The following is a 793-nucleotide window of genomic DNA, read 5'->3' as shown; positions in this document are numbered from 1 at the left end:
TGCGGCCGAGGCCCGGGTTCGCTGGCGCGAGGCCATGCCCGGGCTGGATCCGGCCCGCCTGGTGTTCGTCGACGAGACCTGGGCGAGCACGAACATGACCAGGACGCGGGGCCGGGCCCCCGGCGGCGTGCGGCTGGTCATGGCCGTTCCGCACGGCCACTGGAAGACCACGACGTTCGTCGCCGGCCTGCGGGCCGACGGGGTCGTCGCCCCGGTCGTGGTCGACGGCCCGATCAACGGCGAGCTGTTCCTGGCCGACGTCCGCCAGCAACTCGTCCCGTCGCTCCGCCCCGGCGACGTGGTGGTGATGGACGACCTGGCCTGCCACGAGCGGGCCGGCGTCCGCGAGGCGATCGAGGGGGGCGGGATGCCGCCTCCTATACCTCCCGGCGTACAGCCCCGACCTCAACCCGATCGAGCGGGCGTTCTCGAAGCTCAAGGCCCTGCTGCGCAAGGCCGGCGAGCGGACCGTCGACGGCCTGTGGAGGCTGCTGGGCCGCCTCGTCGACGAGTTCCCGCCCGAGGAATGCCGCAGATACCTAACGCATTCTGGATACCGGGCTACACCTTCTTGAACACAGGTCTAGCATCGCCGGCTTTCCTGATCCGACACTTTTTCTACATCTGCCGCCCGCGCCTGGCGCGATGCGAGGAAGGTGGTCCAATTTTCTGCACCCCATCGACTGGCGCGCATTCTTGCAAGCGGCGAGGCGATCGCTCTGGATGCGGCGATCGTACGGGGGAGGGCTGGTAGGCGAATGGCGAACCTTGCTGGCCTTTGGGGGTTCGTGGT

Annotated in this window: 1 pseudogene; it reads left to right on the top strand. The window is 69.2% G+C overall.

Annotation, left to right across the window (positions count from 1 at the left end):
* Positions 1 to 575, top strand: a pseudogene (locus tag G6O68_RS33140) (IS630 family transposase); the annotation flags it as partial.
* Between the last annotated feature and the right edge of the window lie 218 nt (positions 576 to 793).

This window comes from Paludisphaera soli (assembly GCF_011064595.1).
GTDB classification, from domain to species: domain Bacteria; phylum Planctomycetota; class Planctomycetia; order Isosphaerales; family Isosphaeraceae; genus Paludisphaera; species Paludisphaera soli.
Note: the sequence above shows the minus strand (reverse complement) of the source record. Positions and strands in the feature narration are given on the sequence as shown.